This is a genomic window from Novosphingobium sp. BL-52-GroH (assembly GCF_044813085.1).
Lineage (GTDB): Bacteria > Pseudomonadota > Alphaproteobacteria > Sphingomonadales > Sphingomonadaceae > Novosphingobium.
Genome location: NZ_CP171150.1, coordinates 171978 through 190984 on the forward strand (window position 1 = coordinate 171978; position 19007 = coordinate 190984).

Consider the following 19007-nt stretch of genomic DNA (forward strand, 5'->3'; position numbering starts at 1 on the left):
GTGGTGAAGGCGGTCACCGGGCACCCGGACGGGGCCCGGTGACACCCGGTCGCGTCAGGCTGCCCGGACGACGGGCTCATCCCCGTCGGTTGCGCCATCCGTGGTGAGGTCTCCCGGCTCGACCGCAGCGCTTATCCGGTCTTCGACGGCCAGATCACGATCGGCCAGATCATGGTCGGCCAAATCATGGTCGGCCAGATCATTACCGCCCGGTCCGCTGTGGCTCAGCGCTTCATCGCCGTGATTGGCACCATCGGCCACGTCATCTCCCGGCGCTTCGGGCACCTTACCTTTTTCTGCAAACCGCATGGGATCAGGCAGCCAGGCGCGGGCGCGTTCCTTGACCTCGACGTCCGCCAGCACGTCTCCGGCGAAGAGCTTCTCGGCGGAGAGCGCAAGATCGAACTTTCGCGATCCGGCGTAGCGGCCACGCAGTTCGACGCCGCCGATCTCTTCGAACAGGTTGAGCATCGAAGGCTTGGTCAGACGATCGAAGAAGTTGCTCGCGGTCGGCCGCCACCATGCCGCGACGTCGATCCGGAGTCTCGCGCCAAGGATGTCGATGAAGCTGCTGCCGGTTTCGCCGTGAGGTACGGCGTGGATAGTGCGGGCGATCGACCACCCGAGCCAGTCGGCCCTGGCGCCATCATCGAGGTCGCAGAACGCCTCGTAGCGCTGCTCGATCGTATCGTGCTCGAGCCAGCTGCGATCGAGTGCTTCTTCCAGGTCGGTCCAGCTCCTGGCGGCCGCAGTCGTGCTTTCAAAGTTGGCAACGCGCGGCGAAGGCGCCATCGCACGCAGTTCGCTGGGCATGCCGGTCCAGCCCCGGGTACAGGCCTCGTGCGCCATGATGAAGGTGCCAAGGTCCAGCGCGAAGGCAGGATCGTTGGCGATATGGAGCGCAAGCATCTGCGTTTTCATGACGGCAAGTTCGTCGCGCAGGCGATTGCTGTAGGCGATACTGGTGTCTGGTCCGCTTTCAGCGCCGTCATCTTCGCCTGCTTCGGTATCGTCCTCACCGCCATCTCCCAAGGCCGCCTCTGCGTCATCGGGATCGCCGCCGCCGCCCGCCGGCGTGGCTGTATCGAGTTGGAAGACGGCATCGTGCAGTTCGGGCGCGCCATCCTCGCCGATGATGAGGTAGGCGAGTGCGCCCGCCTTCTGGGCCGGTGTCAGCTCGCGACTCTGGTGGATGATGCCGTCGAGTTCTTCCGCCAGGGCGGTGAACCGCTGGGCCTGCTCCTCGGTGTAATCTTCCTCGTCCGCGACATCGCGCTCGATCTGTTCGAGTTCGCTTTCGATCTGGGACTTCCGGGTGGCAAGCTCGTCACTGAGCGGGCACTGCTGGGGTTCGACCTCGCGCAGCCGGCATGTCATCGAGTAAGGGACTGAAGTCGCCGAGAGCGCACGAACCTCGGCGAAACCATTACGCTCGCGCAGCGCGGCTGCGGCTGCGGCAAGGGTCTCCTCGGCAAGTCGCTCGACAATCTCGCCATCGAGCCAAACCTCGCTCGATGCATCCGAAAACAGGTCGTGCTCGAAGCGCCCGCCGGCAGCCTCATAAGCTTCACGCCCCACCAGCAGAGCCTTGGGGTCCGCGCCGCAATAGGACCCGCTCGCCAGCTGGCGGCGGATCTCGTTGACGTTGCCGCGGTCGTAGGAGTTCCGGATCTGCTCAAAGACGCGCTCCTGCCGGGCGCGGTCGGCTATGCTGGCGAACGCCTTGGCGACCTCGATGCCGATCTCGCCCGTGCGCAGCGCATCGAAGATCGGCTCGGCGAGGCTCGCGAGGCGCAGCCGCCCGAGTACGAATTTTTCGGTCTTGCCGAAGCGTTTGGCGAGCTCGGCGGGGGTCTTTTTTTCTCGTTCGATGATCGCCTGGAAGGCGCAGCATTCATCCGCCGGGTTCATCGGCAGCTGGAAGTAATTTTCCGTAAGGCTCATCTCGATGGCGTCCTTCGCCCCCCTGACGACGAGGACAGGGACCATGAAGTCTGCATCGAGGATCTGCTTTTCGATATTGGCCATCACGGCATCGAGGCGGCGCCCCCCGCCATAGATCTCGATTTTCCCTTTCATCGCGCCGCGGCTGACGCGAACGCCGATCAGGTTTTCCAGGACCAGGCCGGTCTCGGCGATATTGGCTTCAAGCTCTGCATCCGCAGTGGGCTCGCTGTGGGTGCGAACATTATCGGGCGACTTGAAGCAGTCGGCCGCACGGGCGTATTCGATCGCTGGTCGGGTCATTTCGTTTCTCCGGATGCGGTCACGGCCTGCCATCCAGGCCGCCTGCCGCACCCGGCTTCCTCCCCCTTCCCTCCTTTTGCAGAACGTCGTTCCAATCGTTCAGCCCGTACCATGGCCAAAGCGTGGAGACGGCCAGGCCACACGCGGCATACCTTTCGTGAGCGGTCTGCTGGGCCCGCCAGCCGGCGCGGTCGCGGTCCGCGAGCAGCACAACCCGCCGAACGCCCTCCGGTATGCTGATCTGGTGCAGACGTTCTGCACCCAGGGTTGCCCACACCGGCAGACCCAGAAGCACCGCAGCCGATTCCGCGTTCTCGATGCCTTCGGCAAGGCCCAGAACCATATCGCATGGCCGCAGGCGCACAGCGCCGGAACGCGGGCGACCAAGCGTCATCTTCGGCTTGGGGATGTCTGGCGCAAGGCGCGCCGAGGCTGGGTCGACGAACAGGCGCTGTACCGCAACAATGCGATCGTGTTCCTGGATTGCCGCGATGATGGCGGCGCGAAACTCTACATTGCGACCTCGCCCCAGCGGGGTGCGGGAAAGCCAGCGCAAGGCATGTCCCTCAGGCGAGAGAAGGCGTGAGGAAAAATACCTTTCGCCCGGCGTTCCTCGAAGGGGAACGGCTCGCTCCCACAACGCGCGTGCCAGGTCGCCCCCCCTGTCATCGCACGTCGTGGCACATGCTGTCGCTGCGTGTGCATGAAGAGGTATATCGAACCGCATCGTGCGGATCGCAGCGATGACGGTATCGGCGGAGCAGCCGGCAAAGCACTTGAAGAGAAGCGTGCTGTGGCCGATGCGGACCGAGAGGCTCGGCGTTCTGTCGCGATGGGCTGGGCATCGGCACATCGCGCCGTTTGCTTGCCAACGCCCTCCCAGATGATGGACAAGCCTTGCGGCGGCGGCTTCGAGGGAGAGGCGATCGGTATGAGGGGACATGGTGCAAGGACCCTTCGTCTCAGGCTCTGTATCCCCTTCTCTCCCCCTTCCCTTCGGGCTTCGCGGATGCGGCGCCTGCCCCGGTCCTTTGCGACGGCGCAGCTATTTCGGGATACGAAGGCCGATCTGCCCCCTGAACCGCGGTTAGCTGGCCTCGCGCCGTAACGAATTGGCTGATGAGTCCGCGAGACGAAGGGACCCAGGGACGGCTGGTGAAGTCCAGTGGCAGATATTCACCGGCCTCTTGATCGCGATCGACCCCAGCAGCAGTGCCGTGGATGCGGCAAGGTGAACGCCGAGCCTTTCGTGTTCATTCCGCCCGGCGCCATTCCACCGCGCGACGTGCTGTTTGAACGCCCTGAATGGCCTCAGGCTCGGCCCCTCAGTTCGTGCCCAGACGTCCCTGGTCGTCGATGAGTGTAATCTGCGATTCCGGTCCGTCATTCCATTTCCAAAGCACGAGATTGAGATGATCGTCGTCGGCGCCACGGGCAAAGCTGCGAACGAGCAAACCGTTGAATCCGGAAGCGATGAGGCTGTGCGCGAAGATTTGCGTTCTGGACTTTCCAAGTCTGTGCATTTGATCCCGCCAGCCCGGATCAGCCAGATCGGTAGGCGTCATCCCGAGCTTTGCGAGTTCCAGGCTATCGCGGGTGTCGAGCAGATTGTCGATGGCACAGTCATAGGCGACAATCGTCGTCGGCTGCAGATCCCCTACCTGGTTTGCCTCCCGGATGGCCGTGTGGAGAGAGGTGGCAAGGTAGAGTGCCGGGGTCCCACGGGGATTGAAACGTCCACCGTACAGCGCAGCGCCACGCCCTGACAAAGGCTCGCGGGCAAAGACTGGATTCAACGCTCGGTAGAGCTTGCCTTCATATCTCACCGGTACGATCAGGCATATACACCCGCATCTACCGCATCGATGTACTCCAGCACCTCGTTTGCCCGGCCGCCCTGAACAAGCTGCATGGCCGTCTGTCCCGAAAAACCGGGAAGCGGCTCCGAACGATACCATGCGTAGGCGATCAGCGACGATCCGAAACGTGGGGTCGTCTTCGTCACAACCTCGATCATTTCCCTCAGACGCCGCTGCGTCCTGGCGGACCGGACACGGTCCTTGCGCTGCACGGAATCGCGGCCAAGGCCCGCCGACCGAGCCACCTCCTCGCTGGTAGTGCGCAACGCCAAAGCGATCTTGCTCGGTACGAAAAGACCGTGATCGGCGAATTCGAGCAATCCCATGGCATTTTCCTGTTACAGCAATTTTGACGCACAATAGCGTCATAATTTGCGACAATCAAGATGGAGCTCTCCATTCGTCCGTTCACAGCCGCGGGCCTGGATGCCCCATACGAATATCGGAGCTGCAGTTCTATCGTGAGCGGCTATCGACGGTAGCGCGGGTTTCCGTATGTGGAATTGAATCGTATCGATGGGCCAATTCGTGTGCCGACAGGTACGTTCCCGATGCCGTGGGGCATAAATACCAAATTGGGATTGGGTGCATTGGCCGCGCTTTGTCCAGAACCCTTTTCATTGCCGTGTGTGCCGCGAGCCGATACCCTGGGTGCTTCTGCAATCGGTGCGAGTCTCTAACCCTTGCCACGCCTTATCAAACTGGGTGGACCTGCCGATCTGGTCGGCGCGCGCGGCGGTCTTGGGAAGGTATCTCTCGGGGAGTGGCTCGCCCGGCGGAGCGATCGCGACGCTTCCACAGGCGGTCATTCTGCGATCGCCCGCTCTGACAGCGAGAGGGCAAATGCAATGCCTGGCCGCCTCGACAATACTGAAACCTTGGGCGGCAGCCACTGACAGCCCGGTTCGCGGGCCGCTTGCCACTGCCGGACCCGCACTGGGAAGATAGTCGCAGCGGCAGAGCAATGCGTTCGTTCCCACACTACCCCCCTGACGCGGATCGGTCGGCATACGCTTCGCTCGTGCGGCATCGGCGCATTTGTGCCTGTCATCCCTTCAGCAGAGATAAGGACTTGAGGCTGCGAGGCGTATGGCCGCCCGGTCTCTTGCAGAGCCGCGCTTCACGAACCTTATCTCTTGCCTTGTCTCTGCCTGTCGATCGCCAGATGGACGACGGGGGAATACAATCGGTCCGGGTATACGCGGCGATGAGCGGCGCCCTTACCATGCGGACCGATATCGTCGTGCGCGGCATCTGGGGGCCATGTCCAGTGTGACCAAGTGCGAGGAACTGACGTCCGGTCCAGCACGCTCGCTGTTTGCGGCGGACCCGTATCCCGGCGTTTCGCCATTTCCCGACGCACCGCGCCAGACCCCAACGCATGGTTAGAGGATCGCCGATCTGCTGCACCTGCTCGCGCAGGGCGCGCAGAGCCATATGATCCGACCGCCGACTCTCCTCGACGCTTTGCCGCCTTGGCCTCGGCGAGTAAGCGCTTCGAGGCCGTTCCCGGCGTCAGCTTTGCCGATGTGTTCTGGAATCACGGGGCCACTTTTCGGCAAGGCGCCGCCTGCAAAGCCAAACGGCGGCAACAGCGATGAGCAGCACGCGTCCTTCAATTTGGCGTTGGGGGCCGGCTAAGCTGGTCCGCGCAAAATCGTTTGTCCTTCGGCGTAGCGATGATGGCCCACCATCGGCAACGATTAACCCTGCCGGCCACACAAGGGACTTTCGGGACGTCATGTACACGGTCGCCCCGATCTCATGGCCTTCCATCATTGAGGGGCGAACACATCGGAAGTCCGCAACGCAGCTGGTCTATCCTCATTTGTGCACTGCATCATTGCTTTCATGTGACAGTTCCGTGACATTGTGATCAACCATCGACGGACACCCCGGTCCGGCGGGGTAGACAGGAGGGACTGGCTGCGGTGATAAACATCGGCCATGCGCCAGACGTCGAGAAGTATCGCGAACGTCTGGCACTTTTGACGATCCGACAGCGCGAATGCATGCTGCTCGCGGATCAGGGGCACAGCGGCAAAGCTATTGCCAAAGCCCTAGGCATTTCACCCAGCCGGGTCGAGAAGCACATTCTTGAGGCACGCCGAATTCTTGGGAACCTGCCAAGGCGCGAGGGAGCGCGGCTGGTTGCGGCATACGAGGCCGGGCTCGGACGCAATTGCAAGGGGGGGCAATTATTGGGCGCCCTTTCTTTACCCCTCGACCCTATCGTCCAGATCGGACCTATTGGACCCGAAGCTGCCGGGCCCGTGCTGCAGGATGAACCTGCCGGGCCGCCTGGCAGACCGGGCAGTACGGCCGGACATGAGCATGCGCCAGGTCCAATGGACCTGACGGTTACGCTGTCGGCACTGCGATCCTACAGGAGACAGGGCAATGACCTCGACACTCGATCCACACTGATCTCGATCGCCATCCTTTCTGCGGCCGCCCTGGTAGCCGCAGGCTCGGCCGTGACGCTGCTCGACGCCTTCGGTAGTCTTTCCCAGCCGTAGCCTGCGCGACAGTGAGATCACGACCGCCCGACATCGATCCCGACAATCACACTTCCGCCGCTTCATGCCGCGGGAAAGGAGACCCCATGCGCGCCCATCGTCAGAAAATCGCCACCGACGTCGCACAGCGTCTGTTCGCCGCCGAGGCCGCCCTCGATATCGCCGCCGCCCGCATCGCGGAGCTCAATGCCGCGCTGCCGCTGGCCCGTCTGGACGCCAACCTCGCCGCCAGCGTCGGCCAGGAAGCGCTGGCGCGGTCCGCCTCCGCGATCGTGCTCGTTGCACAGACGCGCGCGGAGATCATCGCCACGCATGCCAGCCTCAAGGAGGCGAGCAGCGTGATCGGCCTTGGTGAAATGGCCTTTGGCGATCTCATCAAGGAAGATACGCTTCGCAGCCCCGGCGGTCAGCTGCGCGCAGCCTGACCGCGCTCGAGATGCCCAGCCGCCATCTTGTCTTTCTGGCACTCCTGGTTGCGACGAGCCTTTACGCCGTGATCAGGGGTGGCAGGCCCGAGCGCATCGGCGCAGCCACCATGCTCGCAGGATCGCTGCTTTCGGCATGCGCGGTACATGCGCCGCGATCGCGTTTCATCCATGCGGAAGGCGGAATCCTTTTGGTCGATCTCGCCATGCTCGGCGTGATCACCTGGCTTGCGGTCCGCAGTACCCGGTTCTGGCCGATCTGGGTTGCGGCCATGATCCTCGCCGAGACGGTCGTGCACATCATGAGCGCGCTTGCGCCCAGAAGCGTGCCGATCGGCTACCTGCGCGCCCAGGCTTTGTGGAGCTGGATCTCGCTGATCCTGCTGCTTGGCGGCACTTTCCGCCACCGTTGGAGGGAAAGAACCGGAGAACCGGACCCGCCATGGAAGGCCTGAACCTTGCCGCCGCGTGATCATTCACGCGGCAGGAAAGCAAAGAGGGCAGCACATCCGCTGCCAGAGTAAGACCGAGAGGGGCACCCAATGGCATGCGCCAACCGAGGAACCCGTCCATGACCGATCCCATCACATCTGCCAGGCGCCTGGATATGTGCCGCAAGCTCATCGCAATGCGCAGGGCGGCCCACCAGCTGCTTGGCGAGACGTTCAGCCCTGCGCCCTGCCTCGACATGCTGGCAGACCTTTACACCGCGCAAAGCGAAGGGCGAGAGGTATACATCTGGGCTCTATGCATGGCGGCCCATACCCCTTTCTCGACCGCCCATCGCAAGGTCGGCGATCTGGAGAAGCAAGGCCTGGTGGTACGGCGATCGGGGGACGGCGACCGCCGCCGCATCGGCATCGAGATGACGGCGGCGGGCAATACAACGCTCGACGCACTGCTCGACAGCTTTATCGTCATCCTGAATCCGAGGGCCGTCTGATCACGGCGATGACGCTGGCGGCAAAGGCGACGCGCTTTGCCGCCAGCGCAAGGGCGGCAGCACTCTGGTCAGTCTCCCCGGTGCGGACGCACTTCGGTGTGCGATGCAACCGCCCGCACCCCGGCCAACAGGTCGCGGCGGATCTGCCTGCGGCCGATCCCGAACCGCGAGGCAATCTCGTGCGACGCCATGCCGTATTTGAGATGAAGGGCAAGGACCAGCCGGGTGCGCTCGGGAAGGCCGGGCAGCACTTGGCCAAGAACCGGACTGGGCCAGGACTTCGCACCGAGCGTGCTGCGCGGCACCAGACACCAGGCGCGCACTTCAATGCCTGCCGGGGTCTGGCGCCAGCATGTCTCGTCGAAATCGATCGTTATCCCGGGCGTGTAACGCAGCGAGGCTTGCGCAAGGGACACGGCATTCGAGGGGTCAGTCAGCGGGACGGCATCGGCCATCCAGGCGCGCATCGCCTCGATCCGAGGGTCGGGATCGATGGGCACCCTGCCCCGGAACGGCAGCACTCCCGCGACGACGGCGCGCAAACGGGCAAAGAATACATCAAAAGACATAGGTCGGCTCCACGTGAGAGGGTCACTGGGCAAGCATCCGCTCGCCCTCTCCGTGCTCCCCCCTTCCCTTCCTGACCGCCGCCGGGACGCCGTGAGATCGCCGCCGACACCATGAGTGGTGTCGCCTTGTCGCCAAAATGCGCTTCGCGCGAGCTTTCCCCGAGCGCCGCCTTTCGCCGACCTCCACCAGCCACCGCGGCAGCGATCGTCGCCCGAAGGATCGGGACCGGCGCAGCCGGGCCCGAGCGGAGCGGCGCGCCAGCGCCGCGCAGGCAGAGCGCGGTGCCCGCCCCAGCGGGCAGCCGTCCGCCGATACCATCCCGGCCATCGGCTACACCCCGCAACCCGCAGCGACGCCCGCAGCCACGCCGCCATCACTTGCCGGCCCGGTGTCGCGCCGCTGTCACTATCGTTCTCAAATTGGCAGATAATCACGCCTTCAGGGTTGCCTAAAGCGCCCCGGCAAGCGAAAGTGAACGCGCTCCCGAGATACGCGGGAGCGGGGCGTCGAAACCCCAATCAACGTTGCTCGGTCACCAGTTTCTGGAGGCCGGGTGGCATGCGCGCATGTCCAGCCGGCCCGCCGGTAAAGGCGCATGCGCCTGTTCGTTGATCAGGTTTCGAACTCTCTAGCTGAGGTCCCTCGGCAGGGAGAGACGCTCGACAAGTATGATCAGAGCATGATCTCGTTTCCTCTTCAAGGCCTGGACGGCAAGCATCGATCAACCCGAGGTGCAACACTCTCTCCGGGGTCGTGCGGCGGCTTGGTGGCCGGTGGATCGCACGCCGCATTAAGGTCAGTCCGTATCGAAGGGTGGAACTTCATCAACCAGGCACAGGGTCATTGCTGCCCTAAGTTGGTAAACCGAAGTCTCCGGTCCCTTCGCCTCCCGGGAGGATCGTGCCATCCGCGTCCAGGCGGATGGATTTCGTCAGACCCGCGCCGCCTGCATCATCTGTCGATGCGGCTCGACGGTCTCGGTCTTGAACTGGAAGTGTGTGCCGTCGCGCCAGATACCGAACATGATGACGGCAAGTTTGCGGGCGACGGCGACCTTCGCCTTGTTGTAGCCGACCTTCTTCGACAGCCGGACGCCCCAGTCCTTTAGCGAACTGAAGGTTTTGGTCGCGGACATGATGACCGTGGCGGCACCGACCAGATGCGTGCGCGTCAGCCGGTTGCCCATCTTGCTGATCGGCCCCTTGTGCAGCATCTCACCGGACTGGCTGATCTTCGGCGTGAGGCCGAGGTAGGCGGCAACGTCGTCGCAGCGCCGGAACCGGGTTGGATCCTCGATTACGGTGTAGAAAGACAAAGCGGTTATCGCGCCGACGCCGGGGATTTCCAGGAAGCGCCTGCATACCGGATGCTCTTTCGCCAGCATTTCCAGTTCAGCTTCGATGCGATCGGCTTCGGTTCTGAACTCCTCGCACAGCTTGAGGATCGGCAGGATGCGTGGCCGCATGTTGATGCCCTCCTGATCCTGGATGATGAGCAACTGCTGCATTACCCGTTCGCGGAATGTCGCGGAGGATTGCGCTCCAGGTTCGACGCGACCGCCATAGACGCGCAACAGGCCCCGGATCATGGCTTCGGTCTCGACGCGCTGTTGAACGAGGCGATGACGCATGATGATCTGCGCCCTGATCTCGAAGCAGGCCGCGCTCTTCACATAGACCTCGGTCAGATATTCCCGACCAGTCCGCGTGATCTCGGCAATGCCGCGCGCGTCGTTGACGTCGGTCTTGTTGCGTTTGATCGACAACACCCGCTTGCACTGAAGCGCATCTAGCATGGTAACACGATAGCCGAGCCGTCTCAGGCTGGTGGTCAGATGCGTCGCCATGGACCCAGACTCCAGCCCGATCATTACGATGTTCGTTCTGAAGTTCTTGCTGAAGTAGCGGCCCATCTCGGTCGCGCTTGTCTTCATGGAACATTGGTGCACGACTTTGCCGTCGCTATCGACGACGCAGACCGCCGTCGATCGAAGGCCGACATCAAGGCCAATCCAGACGCGCCCGCGGGCGGGGTCCGCCTCTGCCGCCTCGTTCAGCGCCAGGAAAGCGGGATTCATGATCTTCTTCGCCATTACTTCCTCCTTCACGCACGACATCGATCTCGGCATCATGCACCCCGTCGAAGGAAAAGAAGACCTCAGCTAAACCTCACCCGGCTTTTGGCCGTCGCCCCGAGTGGACATAGGTGCGACGCATGAGCCAGAGCGAGACGGACGGCCGCAAGGCTGCCTCGGATGCGGCGCGCGAGACCCATGACGACGACGTCGGTTTCGCCGCCTTCTACCGCCGGGAAAGTCCCCGGCTGCTTCGTTTCTTCTTCCGCAACCTGGGCAACCGGGCGGATGCGGATGAACTGAGTCAGGAGACTTTCTCACGCTTCGCCACAGCGTCGCAGGGCCGGATCGACACTCCCCAGGCGTATCTCACGCGCATCGCGACGAACCTGCTGCGCGATCATACGCAGCGCGGCTCGACCCGGTTGTCGCGTGCGAGCACCAGTCTCGATGCGGGGCTAGACGCGCCGGCGGGCCTCGATCCGTTTCGGGAAGTTCAGTCGCGGCGCGATCTGGCGCGATGGCAGGAGATCCTTTCCCAGCTTCATCCGACAACTCTGGAGATTTTCATGCTCAACAGGGTCGAGGGTTACAGCTACCGCGAGATAGCCGAAGCGCGCGGCCTTCCCTTGTGGAAGGTGCAAAAGCACATGCTCAAGCGATCCGTCTGATCGACGTCAACCGCACCGCCGAGGAGGCCTGAGATGATGGCCTTTCTGACCCGCCGGCGCATTACACGCCGGGACCGCGCCGATGCGCAGCGCTGGGTGATGCTGATGCTCGATGAGCCGGATACTTACGCCCAGGGCCTTGCGGACTGGCTGGCGCGCAAGCCGGTGCGGCGCGAATACTATCTCGGCCTGCTGGAGACAATCGATACGGCCGCGCGGGCCAGCGCGCTCATGTCGATGAGCAAGGTCAGTCCCAAAGAGCCGGGCAAGCTCTCTCGGATCTGGAACGATTATCCGGTACTCAGCGCGCTTGGCCTCCTGGTGCCAGTGGGCGCGGTCACCTGGATCGCGCTCCACACTTTCGACATGGGCGCGCCGGGGCTTGTGGACGAGGCACGCGCACAGATATTTACCACCCGGATCGGGGAAGTCCGCACCGAGGAACTCGGCGACGGCACCTCGCTCGTGCTCGATACCGATACACAGGCCCGCGTCGCCTTCTCGAAGGACGAGCGGGTGATCGAGATCGCGCGGGGCCGCGCACGCATAACCGCAGCGCCCGATCCCGAGCGCCCCCTGATCGTCCGGCTTGGCGCCTTCACGGTCGAGCCCACGGGCCGCGTGTTCGACGTCAGCATGCGCGGGACCGTCAGCATTGCCGCGATCGAGGGTGGTCTCGACGTACGCGCGCCGGAGGATGCTGCCCCGCGGCCGATCCCTGTGCGCGCCGGAGAGGTTCTCGTCCTTTCAGGCCACTCGGCAGGACCGCCTGCCCCGCACATCGCACGCGTGTCGGACGGGCAGTGGGTGAAGGGCACGAAGAGCTACGACGACGCCCTGGTGAACGAAATCATCGCAGAGGCCAACACCTACAGCCGGACCAGACTGGAACTGGCCGATCCGTCACTGGGCGAGCGCCGTGTCCTAGCGGACATCGACATCCGCGACATCCATCGGGTCGCCGATGCGCTCGCAGGCTTCCTCAATCTCGAGATCGACGATGCAGAGCCGGGCCGCATCGTGCTGCGGACACGCCGCTGAGCCACCAGGCCACCCGGTTATGGTGGGCTGCCCATTGGCGTCTGGCGGAACCGGGGACTGCCTTTGAAGCCACTCAATGCTCTCTTCCTGATCGCACTGCAGTCCTTGCGTCCCGCTTGATGACGACGCGGCAGGCGGCCCCAGGGCTCGGGATAAGCGGGCGACCGCCTCCAAGGCGACCGGCAATGCCGGCACAATGGCCGATCACGGCCGATTGCCGTTGAGGGGTACGTCGCCCGGACAATGCATAGCTGCACAGCGCGGCATCGCAGTTTTTCCCATGCCCATCACGAAAACCATATTGAAGAACGAACAGTGAACATATAGAGATAGGCAATCCAACACGAGGGTGAGTCTCGATGACCGATATGTCGAAAATGGGCGGGCCCGCCCACCTGCTCGGCTCCGAGGGATTGAAAGCGGTATCGTTCGGGCAATGGGTTCTCGATCAGGGGGAGCGCGGCGGCTTCATCGGTCAGCTTGCCGGCATCGCGAAAACCGATCGTGGCTTTCCGAAGAACGGTGACCCTGAGGCCGTGCGCAAGCGCCTCGGTGATACCGGTGCAGACCCGGAAATGTTTGATGCTGTGGACGACGCTGAGCTGGATTGGTCGGCGCTATGACCGCACCCGTTTCAGATGACGCGCTGATCGCCCTTGCTCAGCACCGGTTCGATCAAGCCGAGCGCAACGGAGCAACGGGCGAAGACTGTCGCGAACTGCGGGACATCTTCCCTGCCGTGCTTCAGCGGTTGTGTGAGAAGGTTGAGATCACCCGCAACCTCCTATCGATCGAGCGTGTCGATTTTGGCGACCCGAAAGCGTGGGAGCGAATGGCAGCGGCGGTCAACCGCAACGATTCCGAGGACCAGCTGCAGCTGGCCTTGACGCACCTCTGATCCAGAGGTCGCGCCGTCAGCAATGCCCCTTGCCTGATGGCGTTGTGGGTGCGGCAATCCGCACTGCCGCACCCACTTTTTTCAAGTCACCGAGATTTGCCTCGGCGCACGGTCAGCGAGCGAGATAGCCACCGTCGACCGGGTAGTAGGTTCCGGTCATGAAGGATGCGCGGTCCGAGAGCAGGAAGCTGGTGAACGCGGCGATTTCTTCAGGCCGGGCAAGGCGCTTGAAAGCATGCATGCCTGCCAGGACCGAGCGTTCGTCGTCCGTCATCGTCTTGCCCAGGGCCGGCGTTTCCACAAAAGCCGGACCGACGGCGTTCACGCGGATGCCTTGGCCTGCATAGTCGAGGGCGGCCGTCTTGGTCATTCCGACCACCGCGTGCTTCGAGGTGACATAGGCGGCTGAGCCAGCCCAGCCCGCGGCGCCGAGGATCGAGGCCATGTTGACGATGGCGCCGCCGCCGGACTTGAGCATCGCCGGGATCTGGTACTTCATGCCGTAGAATACGCTGTGCAGATCGACGCCGATCACGCGGTGCCAGTCATCGATGGCAATATCGGCAAGCGGGGTCGACGGTGCTCCGATACCCGCATTGTTGACCGCCAGATGCAGCCCGCCGAACTTCTCGACGGCGAAATCGATGCTGGCCTTCACGGCCTCGGCGTCGCTGACGTCGGCCTTGAAGGCCAAGGCACGTTCCGCGCCATAGCTATCAGCCAATGCCGTTGCGGCTGGCTCAGCGAAATCGGCGATGACGACCTTCGCGCCTTCGGCCAGCAGGTCCTTCACGACGGCTTCGCCGATACCAGATGCCCCGCCGGTGACAATCGCAACTCGGTCCTTGAACAGCATCATAAGCTCCTTGATCGTGGCCGCATTAACGCGGCTATGAGTATCGGTGACGGAACCCGGCACAAAGTATCCGGTTCCGTATCTTTTATGGTGATGGTTCCGAAAATCAAAATTGGGATGGCGACCGAGAACATGGATCAGGATGAGGCACCTCGCCCGACCGGGCGCCCGTCGCTGGAAGCAGCGGGACGCATTGAGGATGAGATGATGGACGCTGCCATGCGGGTCTTCCTTGATGCCGGGTTCCGGGGTGCCAGCATGGAAGCGATCGCGCGGGCGGCGGGGGTGACCAAGCGAACACTGTACCGACGCGCAGCGAGCAAGGCCGATCTGTTCGTCGCTATCGTTGAGCGTCTTGCCCGGCGATCCAAGCTGCCGCATTTGTCACGCATCCCGCCCGGCCCGCTGGAGGAGCGATTGATGGCTGCGTGCGATATCCTGCTGCACTGGTTGCTCGAGCCCGATGCCCTGGCGCTTTACCGCATGATCATCGCTGATGCGGCGCGGCATCCGGGGCTGGCGCAGACAGTCGACGGGCCTTTTCAGCAAGCCAGTGAAGCGGTCGCGGCGATCTTGGCGGTGAATGACGATCGTACTGCGGAGACAATCAGGCTCGGCGCGGACATGTTCGTCCGCCTGGTCGCCGGAGAGGCGCTAGACCGCGCAGCGCAGGGTATCGAACCAGCTGGGATCACGAACCATACACGAGAACGCTCTCACGCTGCTGTCGAATTCTTCGTGGCTGGCTGGAGCAAGTGGCGGACGCTTGCTGATGACTTAACCCCGGCGAAAAGAGTCTGAGTGCCCCCGACCGTCTGGCAGGAGTCGACCACCTTCGGCCATTCGCTCAATTCGATGCCGATGCCTCCTTATGCCAGAAGCGGACATACGCGCGGCGCACGACCGATTGCCTGAGCCCAGAATGCAAGCCGTCTGAGCCCTGACTGGGCCAAAGCCGACAAGAAAACGCGCTCGGCAAGCAACCCAAAAATCTCTCTTGAAACCGGTTCGCTGCTTCCTAGATTTTTCTCGCCGGACGCTGAAAACCGGGTCCGGTGGACATTGAGAGCGCCGGCTCTCTCCGGCGTTTCTCATGCCCGAATTGCTCAATCAGGAGGATTTGGAAATGAGAACGACTACTTTTGACTTTGCGCCTTACCGGCGCTCGACCGTGGGCTTCGATCGGCTGTTCAACCTGCTCGAAGCGGGCACGCGCGAAGACGATGGCTATCCGCCCTTCGACATTCTGAGAGAAGGCGACGACAGCTATCGCATCACGCTGGCGGTCGCCGGCTTCCGCCCCGAGGACATCGAGGTGGTGGCCCAGCAGAATCTGCTCACCGTGACCGGCACGCGTGCCGAGGACAACGGCCCGGGCGAATATCTGCATCGCGGCATTGCCGCTCGCGCGTTCGAGCGGCGCTTCCAGCTTGCCGACTTCGTGGAAGCCGGCGATGCCCGCTTTGAGAACGGCCTGCTGAGCATCGCGCTCAAGCGCGTGGTGCCCGAGGCGATGAAGCCGCGCCGGATCGAAATCGCTGGCGGCAAAGCTGCCTTCGATCAGATCGAAGCGCGCAAGGATGAGGTCCGCGAAGCGGCCTGATCCCTGATCAAAGGGTTTGCCGGCGCCGCTTTCGGCGGGCCGGCAGGCCTTGTCCATTCCAGCCTGAAAAGGAGATGACCATCATGGCTTTTCGTGATCTCATTCCCTGGAGCCGGCAGGAAAACCGGCTCCCCGTCCCGGTCAGCGCCGAGCGCGGCCGCGGCAGTGATACCCACCCGCTGCTCTCGCTCCACCGCGAGGTCAACCGGCTGTTCGACGACGTCTTCCGCGGCTTCGGCGTACCCGCATTGGCCGGGTTCGACCGCGCTGCAGGCTGGCCCCATGTCGAGCTCGGCGAGACGGACAAGGAAATCCGCGTCACGGCCGAACTGCCGGGTCTCGACGAGAAGGACGTGGAGATTACTGTCGAAGACGGTGCCCTTACGCTCCGGGGCGAGAAGCGGTCCGAAGTCGAGGACAAGGACCGCGGTTATACCGAGCGCAGCTACGGCCGCTTCGAACGGCGTATCGGGCTGCCTCAGGGGGTCGACCGTGACCACGCCGCCGCAACCTTCAGGAACGGCGTGTTGACGGTCACCCTGCCGAAGACGGAGACGGCGAACGAAAATGTCCGCCGCATCCCGATCAATGGCAAGGCGGCCTGACGGTCTGGCCCGGGACTTCGGTTCCGGGCCATTCGCCAACGATAATCACGCTGGGCCAGACGCGTCGAGCGCGCTTCCGCCAGATGCGCGGGCCGTGATCGACCCGGTGCCGCGCGCGACCAACCAGGGCGGACGCGGCAGGCGCGGAGAATGGCGGGTGCGCTTCGCGCCGCGCTGGCGGCCGGTGGCCGATCCCCTGACCGGATGGACCGGGGGCGGCGATCCGCTCGAGACGATCGAGCTGCGCTTTTCCGGCCTGGAGAGCGCAGCGGACTACTGCCGGCGCCAGGGATTGGCCTTCTCGATCCATGGCGCGCTGGGTCGCCAGCACTCGATTTTCAGTCGCCTGCCAGCGGAACCGACCCCGGTGCTCTGCTGCTGGCCCACCGGTCCGCACGCGCGATGCTGCAGCCGGTATCCCGCCGCGATTGAAAGCGCCCTGCGCTCGGGAAGCGCGGCTGGCGTCGGGGGAAAGGCATTTTCACATTCACCATGATCAGAGGAGACGATTGATGCGAAAAATTCGTACAGCCGTCCTGGCCGGCGTGGCGGCGGTCGCCGCCATCGGTACCGCGCTGGCGGCGAGCCATGGCAGCCATGTGATGAAGGTCGGCTTGCCTGACGGTACGGTCGCCCGCATAGAATATGAGGGAGATATCGCGCCCAAGGTCACGGTCGCACCTGCCTCCAGCGTGGCACCGATCGCCTGGCTCGATCCGTTCGAGCCGGCCCCATTCGCGCTGGTCGATCGGATTGCGGCCGACATGGACCGGCAGAGCGACCTGATGATGCGTCAGGTCCGCGCCTTGCCGCTCCCGGCAATGGCCGGAGACGGGAAGATCGACCTGACGGCGTTGCGCAGCCTGCCTCCGGGGACCGTCAGCTACAGCTTCGTCTCGACGACCAACGGGGGAAGCACCTGCAGCCGCAGCGTTCAAGTCACCTCGCTTGGCTCGGGGCAGCAACCGAAGGTCGTATCGAACAGCGTCGGTGACTGCGGCGAAGCGCCGTCGGCGACTGTCACCCACCCGAACCGAACCGACGGAATGCGCCGCACATGACGCAGCCTGCTGTCGGCCGCTCATTCGAAGCCATCTGAGTCATAAGGGAGCGGCGTAAGCGCCGCTCCCTTTGCGAGCTTTCCATTGCTTGACCCGTGCACATGTCAGCCAGCATCCTCTCCACCTTCATCACCCTGCTCGTCACGATCGGTCCGATCGAGACGGCGGTGGTCTTCGCCGGCCTGACGGCCGGGATTCACCGCAGCGAGCGGATCAGCCTCGCTGCGCGCTCGGTCACGATCGCCGCCAGCGTGCTGCTGCTGTTCGCGGTGGCGGGCGGGGTCGTTCTTTCGCTCCTGCACATCTCGCTGCCCGCGTTCCGGGTGGCGGGCGGCGTGCTCCTTTTCCTTCAGGCCTTGACGCTCACCTTCTCGAGTCCTGGACTCTCGTCGATCAGCGAGGGGGAGCGCCGGGAGGCTGAAGGGCCCGGCGACATCGCGGTCTTTCCGCTGGCCTTTCCCTTGATTGCAGGCCCTGGCAGCCTTTCGGCCGCCGTGCTCGTCATGGGCCGTACCGAGAACTGGCTCGAGGGCGGCGCCGTGCTCGCGATGATCGTCGCTTGTATCGTTTTGACTTGGCTCGCGATGCTCGCGGCTGACCGCCTTGTCCTGTTGCTCGGGAGCACCGGCGCCGATGTCGTCGGCCGCGTATCTGGCGTGCTTCTCGCTGGCCTTGCTGTCCAGTTCGTCTTCGACGGTCTCGCAGCCGCGCCGTTCCTTGCCGGCTGAGGCAGCCGCTATGCGGCGTCGTCGAGCACCCGAAGCACCCGGTCGAGCATGGCGGCGTTGGAAGCGGCCTTGGGCAGTTCGCGGCGGGCGAAACGTTGGAGCGGTGCCAAGTCCCGCCGCGGCAGCCGCAGCGTGATCAGGCTTTGCCCCAGCGCATCGCGGGGCACGCGCTGGGCTGCTTTGCCGGATCGCAGGAAGTGATCGAGGAGCCGCTTGCGGTCGGCAAAGCTCCAGCCCAGTGCTTCCAGCTCATCGGGCGGCACCGACAGCAGCGCGAGCGCGAATTCCATGATGTCGTCGAAGGCGAGGACGAGGCGGACCGTCCGTCCGCCTCGCCTGCGCCAGCGCTCGCCAAGACCGTTTGTCATGGGAGCGGGATGATGCCATCGACCGCGCGCCATTCGGTGGGTCCGATCGACCGGCCATGGGCGATCCGGACCGAATGGAGCGCGGCCTCGATCTCGCGCCGCCAATAGTCGAGAAAATCGAACAGCACCGGGAAATCGGGCGCAAGATCATATTCCTGCCAGATGAACAGCTGGAGAAGCGACGGCGCATCGGACCGGTAATAATGGATCTCGGCTGTGGTGAGACCATAGCCCTCCAACTGCGCGATGAAGCCGCGATCGCTCATTGCAGCGGTCGGCCGTCAGTCCGTGGCTCATCGAGCGATCGCATCGCGGCGAAGACCTCATCGATCGGGACGGCGCGCTTGGCGCCGGGCGGCTTTCGCATCGCCGGCTGGTCCTTCACCGCCGAGCGGTCGGATGCCCAGGAGGCGAGGATGGCGCGTTTGACCTCCGGCTCCAGGCTCGGATGGTGCGCAACGTCGAAGGGGTGCAGGAAACGGGAAAATGGCTGCGACATGGTCTTGGCTCCTTTCCTTGTGTCGCTCCTTTCTCATGCG

The 19007-nt window shown here is 63.8% G+C and carries 25 protein-coding genes; 15 read left to right on the forward strand and 10 right to left on the reverse strand.

From position 1 onward, the window contains the following. Positions 1-54 precede the first annotated feature (54 nt). Positions 55-2280 (reverse strand): ParB/RepB/Spo0J family partition protein, encoded by a 2226-nt coding sequence (locus tag ACFFDA_RS08455; RefSeq protein ID WP_404478680.1) that lies wholly within the window; start codon positions 2278-2280, stop codon positions 55-57. Continuing rightward, a complete protein-coding gene (locus tag ACFFDA_RS08460; RefSeq protein ID WP_404478765.1) occupies positions 2267-2524 on the reverse strand; it encodes a toprim domain-containing protein in 258 nt (85 codons plus the stop codon). Before ACFFDA_RS08460 ends, ACFFDA_RS08455 begins: the two co-directional genes overlap by 14 nt. Between ACFFDA_RS08460 and ACFFDA_RS08465 the strand changes: the two genes are divergently transcribed. Beyond that, positions 2405-2833 (forward strand): hypothetical protein, encoded by a 429-nt coding sequence (locus ACFFDA_RS08465; RefSeq protein ID WP_404478780.1) that lies wholly within the window; start codon positions 2405-2407, stop codon positions 2831-2833. The two genes, ACFFDA_RS08460 and ACFFDA_RS08465, sit on opposite strands and share 120 nt — an antisense overlap. 739 nt (positions 2834-3572) lie before the next feature. On the opposite strand, the gene ACFFDA_RS08470 is transcribed toward ACFFDA_RS08465, so the two are convergent. Both ACFFDA_RS08470 and ACFFDA_RS08475 read right to left on the reverse strand, forming a co-directional pair. Continuing rightward, on the reverse strand, positions 3573-4073 hold the full coding sequence (locus ACFFDA_RS08470) for an RES family NAD+ phosphorylase (RefSeq protein WP_404478681.1): 501 nt from the start codon (positions 4071-4073) through the stop codon (positions 3573-3575). A gap of 8 nt (positions 4074-4081) precedes the next feature. Continuing rightward, positions 4082-4432 carry an antitoxin Xre/MbcA/ParS toxin-binding domain-containing protein gene (locus ACFFDA_RS08475; RefSeq protein WP_404478682.1) on the reverse strand — a complete coding sequence of 117 codons (351 nt, stop codon included), beginning with the start codon at positions 4430-4432 and terminating at the stop codon, positions 4082-4084. Between the two features lie 1605 nt (positions 4433-6037). Here ACFFDA_RS08475 and ACFFDA_RS08480 point away from each other — a divergent pair. The 4 genes from ACFFDA_RS08480 to ACFFDA_RS08495 all read left to right on the forward strand — a co-directional run bounded on the left by ACFFDA_RS08480 (position 6038) and on the right by ACFFDA_RS08495 (position 7993). After that, the gene (locus ACFFDA_RS08480; RefSeq protein ID WP_404478683.1) at positions 6038-6625 is read left to right on the forward strand and encodes a helix-turn-helix transcriptional regulator; all 588 of its coding nucleotides are present in this window, start codon (positions 6038-6040) and stop codon (positions 6623-6625) included. Positions 6626-6711: 86 nt separating this feature from the next. Next, positions 6712-7050: a hypothetical protein gene (locus ACFFDA_RS08485; protein WP_404478684.1), complete on the forward strand. Its 339-nt coding sequence runs from the start codon at positions 6712-6714 to the stop codon at positions 7048-7050. 11 nt (positions 7051-7061) lie between these two features. Further along, a complete protein-coding gene (locus tag ACFFDA_RS08490) occupies positions 7062-7505 on the forward strand; it encodes a hypothetical protein (protein ID WP_404478685.1) in 444 nt (147 codons plus the stop codon). A gap of 116 nt (positions 7506-7621) precedes the next feature. Then, complete coding sequence (locus tag ACFFDA_RS08495) at positions 7622-7993, forward strand: MarR family transcriptional regulator (RefSeq protein WP_404478686.1); 372 nt, start codon at positions 7622-7624, stop codon at positions 7991-7993. A gap of 68 nt (positions 7994-8061) precedes the next feature. Here the strand turns inward: ACFFDA_RS08495 and ACFFDA_RS08500 are convergent, their stop codons facing one another. Beyond that, positions 8062-8562 carry a hypothetical protein gene (locus ACFFDA_RS08500; RefSeq protein WP_404478687.1) on the reverse strand — a complete coding sequence of 167 codons (501 nt, stop codon included), beginning with the start codon at positions 8560-8562 and terminating at the stop codon, positions 8062-8064. 932 nt (positions 8563-9494) lie between these two features. Then, positions 9495-10655 carry an IS110 family transposase gene (locus tag ACFFDA_RS08505; RefSeq protein ID WP_404478688.1) on the reverse strand — a complete coding sequence of 387 codons (1161 nt, stop codon included), beginning with the start codon at positions 10653-10655 and terminating at the stop codon, positions 9495-9497. A 122-nt stretch (positions 10656-10777) separates the two neighbouring features. Here ACFFDA_RS08505 and ACFFDA_RS08510 point away from each other — a divergent pair, with 122 nt between their 5' ends. The 4 genes from ACFFDA_RS08510 (at position 10778) to ACFFDA_RS08525 (ending at position 13247) form a co-directional block, all read left to right on the forward strand. After that, the gene (locus ACFFDA_RS08510; protein ID WP_404478689.1) at positions 10778-11308 is read left to right on the forward strand and encodes an RNA polymerase sigma factor; all 531 of its coding nucleotides are present in this window, start codon (positions 10778-10780) and stop codon (positions 11306-11308) included. A 33-nt stretch (positions 11309-11341) separates the two neighbouring features. Continuing rightward, entirely contained in the window at positions 11342-12349 is a 1008-nt protein-coding gene (locus ACFFDA_RS08515) for a FecR family protein (RefSeq protein ID WP_404478690.1), read from the forward strand. 359 nt (positions 12350-12708) lie between these two features. After that, positions 12709-12972 carry a hypothetical protein gene (locus tag ACFFDA_RS08520; protein ID WP_404478691.1) on the forward strand — a complete coding sequence of 88 codons (264 nt, stop codon included), beginning with the start codon at positions 12709-12711 and terminating at the stop codon, positions 12970-12972. Further along, a complete protein-coding gene (locus tag ACFFDA_RS08525) occupies positions 12969-13247 on the forward strand; it encodes a hypothetical protein (protein WP_404478692.1) in 279 nt (92 codons plus the stop codon). Before ACFFDA_RS08520 ends, ACFFDA_RS08525 begins: the two co-directional genes overlap by 4 nt. 112 nt (positions 13248-13359) lie before the next feature. Here the strand turns inward: ACFFDA_RS08525 and ACFFDA_RS08530 are convergent, their stop codons facing one another. After that, the gene (locus tag ACFFDA_RS08530; protein ID WP_404478693.1) at positions 13360-14106 is read right to left on the reverse strand and encodes an SDR family NAD(P)-dependent oxidoreductase; all 747 of its coding nucleotides are present in this window, start codon (positions 14104-14106) and stop codon (positions 13360-13362) included. 417 nt (positions 14107-14523) lie between these two features. On the opposite strand from ACFFDA_RS08530, the gene ACFFDA_RS08535 reads away from it, so the two are divergent. The 6 genes from ACFFDA_RS08535 (at position 14524) to ACFFDA_RS08560 (ending at position 18100) form a co-directional block, all read left to right on the forward strand. After that, positions 14524-14904, forward strand: a complete 381-nt coding sequence (locus tag ACFFDA_RS08535; RefSeq protein ID WP_404478766.1) for a TetR/AcrR family transcriptional regulator C-terminal domain-containing protein — start codon at positions 14524-14526, stop codon at positions 14902-14904. A gap of 325 nt (positions 14905-15229) precedes the next feature. Continuing rightward, positions 15230-15706, forward strand: coding sequence for an Hsp20 family protein (locus tag ACFFDA_RS08540; protein WP_404478767.1), 477 nt, complete (start codon positions 15230-15232; stop codon positions 15704-15706). A gap of 83 nt (positions 15707-15789) precedes the next feature. Next, the gene (locus ACFFDA_RS08545; protein WP_404478694.1) at positions 15790-16311 is read left to right on the forward strand and encodes an Hsp20/alpha crystallin family protein; all 522 of its coding nucleotides are present in this window, start codon (positions 15790-15792) and stop codon (positions 16309-16311) included. 94 nt (positions 16312-16405) lie between these two features. Beyond that, the gene (locus ACFFDA_RS08550; RefSeq protein WP_404478695.1) at positions 16406-16807 is read left to right on the forward strand and encodes an NADH dehydrogenase ubiquinone Fe-S protein 4; all 402 of its coding nucleotides are present in this window, start codon (positions 16406-16408) and stop codon (positions 16805-16807) included. Between the two features lie 16 nt (positions 16808-16823). Continuing rightward, positions 16824-17372, forward strand: coding sequence for a hypothetical protein (locus tag ACFFDA_RS08555; RefSeq protein ID WP_404478696.1), 549 nt, complete (start codon positions 16824-16826; stop codon positions 17370-17372). Positions 17373-17473: 101 nt separating this feature from the next. Further along, entirely contained in the window at positions 17474-18100 is a 627-nt protein-coding gene (locus ACFFDA_RS08560; RefSeq protein WP_404478697.1) for a MarC family protein, read from the forward strand. Positions 18101-18108: 8 nt separating this feature from the next. Here ACFFDA_RS08560 and ACFFDA_RS08565 read toward each other — a convergent pair whose 3' ends face one another. From ACFFDA_RS08565 to ACFFDA_RS08575, 3 genes are read right to left on the reverse strand one after another with little or no spacing between them, the layout of a single operon-like run. Continuing rightward, positions 18109-18468: a hypothetical protein gene (locus ACFFDA_RS08565; protein ID WP_404478698.1), complete on the reverse strand. Its 360-nt coding sequence runs from the start codon at positions 18466-18468 to the stop codon at positions 18109-18111. Further along, positions 18465-18734, reverse strand: a complete 270-nt coding sequence (locus ACFFDA_RS08570; RefSeq protein WP_404478699.1) for an usg protein — start codon at positions 18732-18734, stop codon at positions 18465-18467. Before ACFFDA_RS08570 ends, ACFFDA_RS08565 begins: the two co-directional genes overlap by 4 nt. Further along, a complete protein-coding gene (locus ACFFDA_RS08575) occupies positions 18731-18967 on the reverse strand; it encodes a hypothetical protein (RefSeq protein WP_404478700.1) in 237 nt (78 codons plus the stop codon). Before ACFFDA_RS08575 ends, ACFFDA_RS08570 begins: the two co-directional genes overlap by 4 nt. Positions 18968-19007 lie beyond the last annotated feature (40 nt).